Origin of the sequence: Fusobacterium sp., assembly GCF_032477075.1 — a bacterium.
Classification (GTDB): domain Bacteria; phylum Fusobacteriota; class Fusobacteriia; order Fusobacteriales; family Fusobacteriaceae; genus Fusobacterium_A.
The window spans coordinates 1-9002 of record NZ_JAWDXO010000059.1 but is presented as its reverse complement, the minus strand read 5'-3'; the positions used below and the strand labels follow the sequence as shown (position 1 = coordinate 9002).

Genomic DNA, 9002 nt, shown 5'->3' with positions numbered 1-9002 from the left:
AAAGAAATATCCCCAAAATTTTCTTCATACTTCTTTCCTCCTTAAGAATAAACTTCATTTTTTAATAATATAAATTTTAATAAAGTTAATAATAAAATCTTCCCTCCTTTCTCAATAAATCGACAAACAAATATTCTAAAAATAAGGTTTTTAGAATCTATTTATTCATATTTTTGTTAATTGTATAAGTTTACATTATCGTATAATTAAGTAAATTATAATACATTATTATCTTGCATACAAATAAAAATATATTTTATATTTAATGAATTTATCAACTGCGTGTTTTTTTATGATTTATAGAATTGAAACATTATTTATATTTTCAAATATATATGTACTCATTTTTTGAATATTTAATAAAATAAAAATAAAAAATATAAGCTTTTTTAAAAAATGAAGGTACTAGAGAAAAATGTCAAAAAAAGAAATTTTTAAATATATAGCTTTAAAAGTTTTAGAATATATTAATAATTATAAAAATAAAAAAAAGACTGAATATAGTACAATACTAAACTCAGTCTTAAAAATCTTATCTATTTAATTTATCCTTATATTTTATTGCAAATTAAAATCTTCATACATGTGCTTCAGTAATTTTTTCTTTTTTTAAACTTTTTATAAATCCTAAAGTACATACTCCTGATAATACTAATCCACATATTAATCCTATAGTCTCAATAGTAGTCACTGGAACTCCATGGAAAAATCTTACAAATCCCTCAGGAGCTATTACAATATAATCAGTAACAACTACTGTCATAAACATTGCTGGAATAAGAGCTATATAGTAATTTTTTCCATGATTATTTAAATATTTAGCTGCTGCCCAAAGTGCAATTGTAGCAAGAGTTTGGTTAGACCAGCTAAAATATCTCCATAAGATATTAAAATCTATAAAACATAGTGAAATACCAACAATAAATAAAGGTATTGCTACTATAAATCTATTTGCTACTGGACCTTGTTTATATCCAATTGCATCAGCTATAGTAAGTCTTGCACTTCTAAATGCTGTATCTCCCGATGTTATTGGACATGCAACAACTCCTAATAGAGCCAAAGCACCTCCTACTCTTCCCAATACTGTATTGGAAATTCTATTTACTACAACTGCAGCTCCTCCATGTCCTAATGCTTCTCCTAATCCTGGTGTTCCACCAAAGAAGCTCATTGCTGCTGCTGCCCATACTAAAGCTACAACACCCTCAGAAATCATTGCACCATAGAATACTCTTCTTCCTTCAGACTCATTTTCAAGACATCTAGCCATCATTGGAGATTGAGTAGCATGGAATCCACTGATTGCTCCACAAGCTATTGTTATAAACAAATATGGAAAAATTGATTGTTTTGCTGGATGAAAATTATGTAAAGATATTTCAGGAATGTTATACCCTTGAACTACTATTCCTATACCTATTCCTACTGCCATTACTAATAATGCAATTCCAAATATTGGATAAATTCTTCCAATTATTTTATCTATTGGTAATACAGTGGCTGCTAAATAATATATAATTATAATACCAATCAATACCATTTTATTTATACCTGTAAGGTCATTCAATATAGCTGCTGGACTTGTTACAAATACAACTCCAACTAGTACTAGAAGAATAATTGAGAAAATTATCATAAGTTTTCTTGCTCCATTACCAAGATTTTCTCCAACTAATTCTGCAACACTTGCCCCATCTTTTCTTAAAGACATCATTCCAATTAAAAAATCATGAACTGCTCCTGCAAATATACATCCAAATACAATCCATAAAAATGCTGCTGGTCCCCACATTGCTCCTGCTACTGCTCCAAATATAGGTCCTGTTCCAGCTATATTTAGAAACTGAATAAGAAATGCTTTTTTCCATCCCATTTCCACATAATCAACACCATCACCTAATTTTTTTGCTGGTGTAATTCTATTTGGTTCAATCCCAAATATTTTTTCAACTATTTTTCCATAAACAATATAACCTGCTATTAAAGCTATTATTGAAATAATAAAACTAAACATATAATCTGCCTCCCATTTTTAATATTTTATTTACAACATTTTATCTCTAGCATAAATAATACATCAAAAGACTATAAAAAGAATGTATTGTTCTTTAAAAGGTTAAAATCAATACTTAAAATGCAAAAATATATCCTTTAATATCACTTTTTATATTCTGTTCTTTATGGTATAATTTTTATGTCTATTACAGAGGAGGTATAAATTGTTAAGATTAACTAGTCACCTATTAAATAATCTAGGATATATTATTGCCATAGCTTTCTTTTTTACAAAATTTAAAAGTGCTAAAAATATATTTACAAGAAAAAAATATAGTCAAAAGGATATTCTTCTTCTTTCTACATTCTTTTCAGGTCTTGCTATAATTGGTACATATACAGGAGTAGATTATCGTGGTGCAATAGTAAATGTCAGAAATATTGGTGTAGTTGTTGGAGGTATTCTTGCTGGCCCAGAAGTTGGTATCATGGTTGGTCTTATTGCTGGCATCCATAGATTGTTTGTAGATGCAAGTTCTATAACTACCATTCCATGTGCTATTGCTACAATGTCAGGGGGTTTTATCACTGCCCATCTTTATAAAAAAACTAATGAAAAAAACTGTTATCTCTATGGATTTCTTGGAGGTTTCATAGTTGAAAATCTCAGTATGATATTAATCCTTGCACTTGGATCAGATTTTGAATTGGCAAAAGATATAGTTTCTAAAATATACTTTCCAATGATACTTGCCAATGCTGTAGGAGTATCGATAGTTATTCTTATTATTCAAGATATAATTTCTGAAAAAGAGATTATAGCTGGTAAACAAGCAAAGCTAGCTCTTGAAATAGCTAATAAAACTCTTCCTTATTTTAGAAAAGGAGAGTCTATGAATGAAATCTGCAAAATAATTTTAAATTCTTTAGAAGCTAAAGCAGTTATAATAACCAATGATAAATATATAATTGCTAGCTATTCTGAATCTAATGAATTTAAAATAGACCATACAGATATAAAAAGCGAAGTAACAAAACAAGTATTAAAAACTGGAAAGATTGTGGTTCTTGGTGAAGAAAATGGAGTAAAAGACTTTCAATGTATTTCTGGGAAAATAAAGTCTTGTATAATTTCCCCTCTTTTTCAAGGAGAAAAAGTTGTATCTGGAACCCTTAAAATATATTTTGATAAAGCTGAAAATGTCACTGCTAGAAATCAATATCTTGCTGAAGGTCTTTCTTTGCTTATATCTACACAATTGGAAATAAGTACTGTTGAAAACTTTAAGGCTATGGCAAGAGATGCCGAATTAAAAGCTCTACAGACACAAATCAATCCTCATTTTCTTTTTAATGCACTTCATACTACAGCATTCTTTGTACGAATGGACCCTGCAAAAGCAAAAGAAGTTATAATTGACTTGTCTACATATTTACGTTATAACTTAGAGAATGCTTCAAAAGTAGTATCTCTTGATATGGAACTTACTCAAATGAAAGCTTATGTTAATATTGAAAAAGCTCGCTTTGGTAATAAGATTTCTGTTGATTATGATGTAGAAGAAGGATTAGAAAACATAAAAATACCAAGTCTTACTATTCAACCTTTAGTTGAAAACAGTATAAAGCATGGTTTATTAAAACAAAGAGGAGGAGGACATGTACATATTACTGCTAAGAAAAGAGATAGAGGCTGCATAATAACCATTGAGGATGATGGTATTGGTATTGATCCAAAAATAATAGAGGAATTGAATGAAAGAATGGAAAAGAGTATTGGCCTTAAAAATGTTCATAATAGAATAAAACTAATGTATGGTAAGGGACTGGCTATAGAATGTTTGAAAAAAGGAACTAAAATATCCTTTTATATAGAATAGGAGGTATTAATGCTTAAATGTGTAATTGTAGAAGATGAATTTCCAGCTAGAGAAGAACTAAAATTCTTTATTGAAAAACATGGAGAAATAGAACTTGAAAAAGAATTTGATAGTCCTTTAGATGCTCTTAAATATCTCCAAGCAAATAAAACAGATATAGTTTTTTTAGATATAAACATGCCTGAATTAGATGGAATGAGTCTTGGAAAAATTCTCTCTAAACTCAATGGAAATTTGAAAATAGTATTTATAACAGCATATAAAGAGTATGCTGCAGAAGCTTTTGAAATTAAAGCTTTTGATTATCTCCTAAAACCTTATTCTGAAAAAAGAATAAATGAAGTTTTGAACAATCTTACAAAAGAAAAAGAAACAGAACATGTAAAAGATATTAATAAAATTAATAAAATAACTGTTACTTCTGATGAAAAAATGTATGTAATTTCTATTGATGATATCTATTACATTGAAGCAGGAGAGAAAGAAAGTATGATCTATACTAAAGATAATTCTTATTCTTCAAAAATAAAAATATCTAAGTGGGAAGAAATACTTCCTAAAAATAAATTCTATAGAACACATAGATCTTATATGGTAAATCTTGATAAAATAACAGAAGTTGAACAATGGTTCAATGGAACTTATATCTTAAAAATACAGGATTTGAAATTTAAAATTCCTGTAAGCAGAAATAATATAAAAGAATTTAAAGAAATATTAGTTATCAAATAAGAAATAAAAAAAGGAGGAGGTTTTTACCCATCCTCCTTTTTTTATTTTTTTGTTTTTATATCTCCAGTTATTGAAAGTTCAGGCATATTTATAGATTTTGCTATATCATTTGCCATTTTAAAAGCTGGTATAGCTCTTGTTATATCTGTTACTATTCCTGCTATTTGATTTCCTGCTCCACTATTTCCATCTGTTGACCCTCCATCACCAGATATGATATTCAAACTGTTAATATCTATATTTGCCACTGCATCTGCCTGTGCTCTAGCCAGCTCTGGAAGTATTTCAATAAGTTTAAGTCCCATAATTCCTGATTGCCCATATACTTCTAACAGCTTCTTCTCTGCTTCAGCCTTTTTTTCAATAGGCAGTGCTACTTTGATTGCATCTGCTTCAGCTAATGCTTTCAATTTATCTGCTTCAGCTCTTGCTTCTATTAATATTGCATCTGCTTTAATTTTAGCTATCTCTAATTGATTATCTGCTTCTAATTTTTTTAATTTAAGTTCTGTAACTTTTTCTATTTCAAGTTTTTCATTATATACTTTTGTTTCTACTATTTCTTTTGCTCTTTGAGTTTCTAATGCAACTTCTGCCTGTTTTTTAACAGTTTCTTTAGATTTATCTGCTATCTCTTGTTTCAAGCTTTCTTCTTGAAGTTTAATTTCTTTTTCTTTATCCAGCTCTTTCAAATTAATTGATTTTTCAGTTTCTATCCTATATAAATTTTGAGCTTTTTGAGATTCAGATTCCATTCTTTTTTCTTCAGCTAATTTATTTTGGGTTGCATTAGTCTGAATAAGTTCGGCTTTGATTGTTTCTTCTGTTATCACTGCTTTAGTTTTTGATACTTGTATCTGTCTCACTTTATCCTGTTCAGTTACAGCTATATCTCTTTGAGCATTAGCTTCTGCTACTCCAACATCAGATTTTCTCTGTTGTTCTGCTACAGCTATCTGCGCATCTGAAGTTGCAAGGGCAGATGCTTTCTTCCCAAGCATTTCTGTAATCCCATCCATATCTTTTATCATTTTGATATTATAGTTAATTAAATCAAGCCCTAGTTTGCTAAGTTCTTTTTCAGCATTTTCACTTACTTTTGTCATCAATAGAACCCTATCTTGCAACAAGTCTTCAAATTCCATTTCTGATATAATAGTTCTTGTTTGCCCTGTTAATATTTCCTTTGCTAATGCACATATCTCGTTATCATTAAAACTTAATAATCTATGAGAAGCTATAACTCTTTCTTCTGGTGAACTAGATATGGCAAAAGTGGCATCTGCCTCTACTACTACCCTAATTTTATCATTAGATACAACATTTGAGTCTTCTCTCAAATCTATATCTATATTCATAGGTTTCAAATTAAGCTTTCTGCATCCTTGCACTATTGGTAATATAAAAGTACCATTTGATGTTATTATTTTATTTCCACCAAGCCCATATTTGACTAAAATAACATCATTAGGACATTTTCTATATATAAGAACTGCTCCCCCTAATAATATAATTATCAAAAAAATAATTAAAGTAACTCCTACCCCTAAAAACATAACTTCCTCCCCATTAATTTATACTTTTTTACTTTTCTATATCAAAAAGAAAATATCTACCATTTAAATATACACTATTTGAATTTAAAAGTCTATATTTTATATAAATTAAAGTATATAATAATATTTAAAAAAATAAAAAATTGATATTTTTTACTTTTCTAATGCAGAATAGTATAAATAATACATATAAATTATCTGCTGTAATTATAAAAAGGAGGTAAATCTACCTTCCTTTACTATATAATTAATTTTTATGTTTCTTCTTGTTTATTCATACGACATTTTAAATCTTTAATTACTTTTAATACTATTACAGTTCCCAATATAAAAGTACATATATCAGCAAAAGGCTGGCATAACTGTAATCCTCTTATTCCTCCCAGTTTAGGAAATATAAACAGTACAGGAATGAGAAATATCCCCTGTCTTCCCATTGCTACAAGAGTAGCCATAAAACCATACCCAATAGATTGTGTAAGCATATTTGCCATTATTATACATGCTTGTATTGGAAGAGTCATGCATTGAAATCTTAGTGCAAGAGCACCTATTTCTATAACTTCAAGATCTGTTTTACGAAATAAAGCTAATATTTCTGGAGCAAATATAAAACAAACAGTTCCCAATATTGTTAGAAGAATTACTGCTACCTTTAAGCAAAAATAGTAAGCTTCCAATACTCTATCGTATCTTTTAGCTCCATAGTTGAATCCACATACTGGTTGAAATCCCTGCCCAAATCCTATCAAACTTGAGTTAACAAACATCATTATTCTTGATACTATTGACATTGCTGCAATTGCTGCATCTCCAAATGGGGAAGCACACACATTTAATGCTACAGCTGCCATACTTGCAAGTCCCTGTCTTGAAAGAGTTGGAAAACCTGCACGAAATATTTCTTTATACATAGTAAATCTAAATTTAAAACTGCTTAATTTTATTGTAACATGCTCTTTGTTTTTATTGCACATATACATTAATATTGAAAAACTTATAAATTGGCTTATTATAGTAGCTAAAGCTGCACCAGATATTCCTAAATTTAATGTAAATATAAAGATTGGATCTAAAACTATATTAAGAATTCCTCCAGTTCCTATCCCTATCATTGAATAAAAAGCATTTCCTTGAGAACGTATTATATTATTTAAGACAAAAGAACAACACATATATGGTGTGGCTATAAGAATATATTTTGCATAATCTTTTGCAAAAGGAGCAATTGTTTCTGTAGCTCCAAGCATTCTAACAAATTTATCCAAAAATAACAATCCAAAAATAGCTAAAAAAACTCCCAGTATTAAAGCAGTAAAAAATGCTGTAGCTGCTGCTTCGTGAGCTCCTTCTCTATCCTGTCTTCCAAGACTTCTGGATATATAATTTCCACTTCCCATTCCCAAAGTAAATCCAATAGCCTGAATCATTGCCATTACAGAAAAATTTATTCCCACTGCTGCTGATGCTGATGTTCCTATTTGACTTACAAAAAATGTGTCTGCCATATTATAAATAGAAGTTACTAACATGCTTATTATAGTAGGTATAGCTAATTGGGGTATTAATTTTGATATTTTTGTTTCTGTCATTTTTATAAATAAATCATTTTGTGCCATATTTACCCCCAAAATTTTGCAAAAATTTATTTTATTCTCTATTATTGTTTCTATACATATAATTTAATATATTTTTTTACTTCTATATTCCATTAATACTGTATTTTGCCAAATATTATTTCTATCTTTTGCTATTTTTTCTCTATAACCTACTTCACGAAATCCACATTTTTTATGAACTTTTAAACTTGCTTCATTAATCTGGAATATTGAAGACTGTAGAGTCCATATTCCATTTTTTTCAGCTTCTTCTTTTATTTTGTTTAAAAGAAACTCACCAAATTTCTTTCCTTGATGAACTTTATCAATATATATACTCACTTCAGTTACCCCACAGTAGTCTATTCTGCTGGAAGTAGGACTAAGTGCTGCCCAGCCTACTATATTGCCATCATTATGGCACAGTATAAATCTACATACTTCCAAATGTGAATTTTCCCATGATTCCTGATCAGGTAAATCTTTTCTAAATGTAGATATTCCAGATTTTATTCCTTGCTCGTATATTCTTACAACATCCTTCCAATCTGTATTTTTCATTTCTCTGATAAAATATTCCATACAGCCCTCCTTTAATCTTTATAATAGAATTTTATCACATAAAAGCTAAAAATTCTAAACTATTATATCGCCAACTGTCATATTTAAATATTTTATCAAATCTTCTGGAGATATTACAATCTGAACTCCTCTAATTCCACCACTTACAAATATTTTATCTTTTATTAAAACTGATTGATGTATGAATGCTTTATGTCTTTTCTTTATTCCAACAGGTGAACATCCTCCTCTAATATATCCAGTCATATTAAAAAGTTCTTTCATTTCTAGCATTTCTACTTTTTTATCTCCAGATAATTTTGCTAATTTTTTTAAATCTATATTATCACTTCCAGGAATACAGGCTACTAGCATTTCTCTTTTTTCATTTAAAAGTATCAGAGTTTTAAATATCTTTGTTATATCCTGCCCCGTTTTTATTGATACAGATATTGCACTTAGATCATTTTCATCTACTTCATATTCCACATATTCATATTTTATTTTATTTTTATCCAGTTCTCTCATTGCATTAGTTTTCTTCATAATGACCTCCAGAAAAAATTTTCCAAAAAATAAAAAAATGGCGCTTCCTAATGGACTTGAACCATTGACACTGCGGTTAACAGCCGCATGCTCTACCGACTGAGCTAAGGAAGCACTCATTTGAGCTTGGC

At 29.0% G+C, this 9002-nt stretch carries 7 protein-coding genes and 1 tRNA gene; 2 read left to right on the top strand and 6 right to left on the bottom strand.

Features of this window, described 5'->3' with window-relative positions; genetic code table 11:
* Positions 1-577: 577 nt before the first annotated feature.
* A complete protein-coding gene (locus tag E6771_RS15340; RefSeq protein WP_316092215.1) occupies positions 578-2017 on the bottom strand; it encodes a carbon starvation protein A in 1440 nt (479 codons plus the stop codon).
* Positions 2018-2222: 205 nt separating this feature from the next.
* On the opposite strand from E6771_RS15340, the gene E6771_RS15335 reads away from it, so the two are divergent.
* Positions 2223-3878, top strand: coding sequence for a sensor histidine kinase (locus E6771_RS15335; RefSeq protein ID WP_316092214.1), 1656 nt, complete (start codon positions 2223-2225; stop codon positions 3876-3878).
* A gap of 9 nt (positions 3879-3887) precedes the next feature.
* On the top strand, positions 3888-4610 hold the full coding sequence (locus E6771_RS15330; RefSeq protein ID WP_316092213.1) for a LytTR family DNA-binding domain-containing protein: 723 nt from the start codon (positions 3888-3890) through the stop codon (positions 4608-4610).
* 41 nt (positions 4611-4651) lie between these two features.
* On the opposite strand, the gene E6771_RS15325 is transcribed toward E6771_RS15330, so the two are convergent.
* From E6771_RS15325 to E6771_RS15310, 5 genes are all read right to left on the bottom strand, one after another.
* The gene (locus E6771_RS15325) at positions 4652-6166 is read right to left on the bottom strand and encodes a flotillin family protein (RefSeq protein ID WP_316092212.1); all 1515 of its coding nucleotides are present in this window, start codon (positions 6164-6166) and stop codon (positions 4652-4654) included.
* A 254-nt stretch (positions 6167-6420) separates the two neighbouring features.
* Positions 6421-7785, bottom strand: a complete 1365-nt coding sequence (locus E6771_RS15320; RefSeq protein ID WP_316092211.1) for an MATE family efflux transporter — start codon at positions 7783-7785, stop codon at positions 6421-6423.
* A 63-nt stretch (positions 7786-7848) separates the two neighbouring features.
* The gene (locus E6771_RS15315; protein WP_316092210.1) at positions 7849-8346 is read right to left on the bottom strand and encodes an N-acetyltransferase family protein; all 498 of its coding nucleotides are present in this window, start codon (positions 8344-8346) and stop codon (positions 7849-7851) included.
* Between the two features lie 54 nt (positions 8347-8400).
* The gene (gene ybaK, locus E6771_RS16065) at positions 8401-8853 is read right to left on the bottom strand and encodes a Cys-tRNA(Pro) deacylase (RefSeq protein WP_410054683.1); all 453 of its coding nucleotides are present in this window, start codon (positions 8851-8853) and stop codon (positions 8401-8403) included.
* A 56-nt stretch (positions 8854-8909) separates the two neighbouring features.
* Positions 8910-8985, bottom strand: a tRNA-Asn gene (locus E6771_RS15310).
* Positions 8986-9002 lie beyond the last annotated feature (17 nt).

Excerpts from the sequence above, each read along its gene's own strand:
- E6771_RS15340 (WP_316092215.1), bottom strand. The coding sequence starts at position 2,017 with ATGTTTAGTTTTATTATTTCAATAATAGCTTTAATAGCAGGTTATATT.
- E6771_RS15330 (WP_316092213.1), top strand. The coding sequence starts at position 3,888 with ATGCTTAAATGTGTAATTGTAGAAGATGAATTTCCAGCTAGAGAAGAA.
- E6771_RS15325 (WP_316092212.1), bottom strand. The coding sequence starts at position 6,166 with ATGTTTTTAGGGGTAGGAGTTACTTTAATTATTTTTTTGATAATTATA.
- E6771_RS15320 (WP_316092211.1), bottom strand. The coding sequence starts at position 7,785 with ATGGCACAAAATGATTTATTTATAAAAATGACAGAAACAAAAATATCA.
- E6771_RS15315 (WP_316092210.1), bottom strand. The coding sequence starts at position 8,346 with ATGGAATATTTTATCAGAGAAATGAAAAATACAGATTGGAAGGATGTT.
- ybaK (WP_410054683.1), bottom strand. The coding sequence starts at position 8,853 with ATGAGAGAACTGGATAAAAATAAAATAAAATATGAATATGTGGAATAT.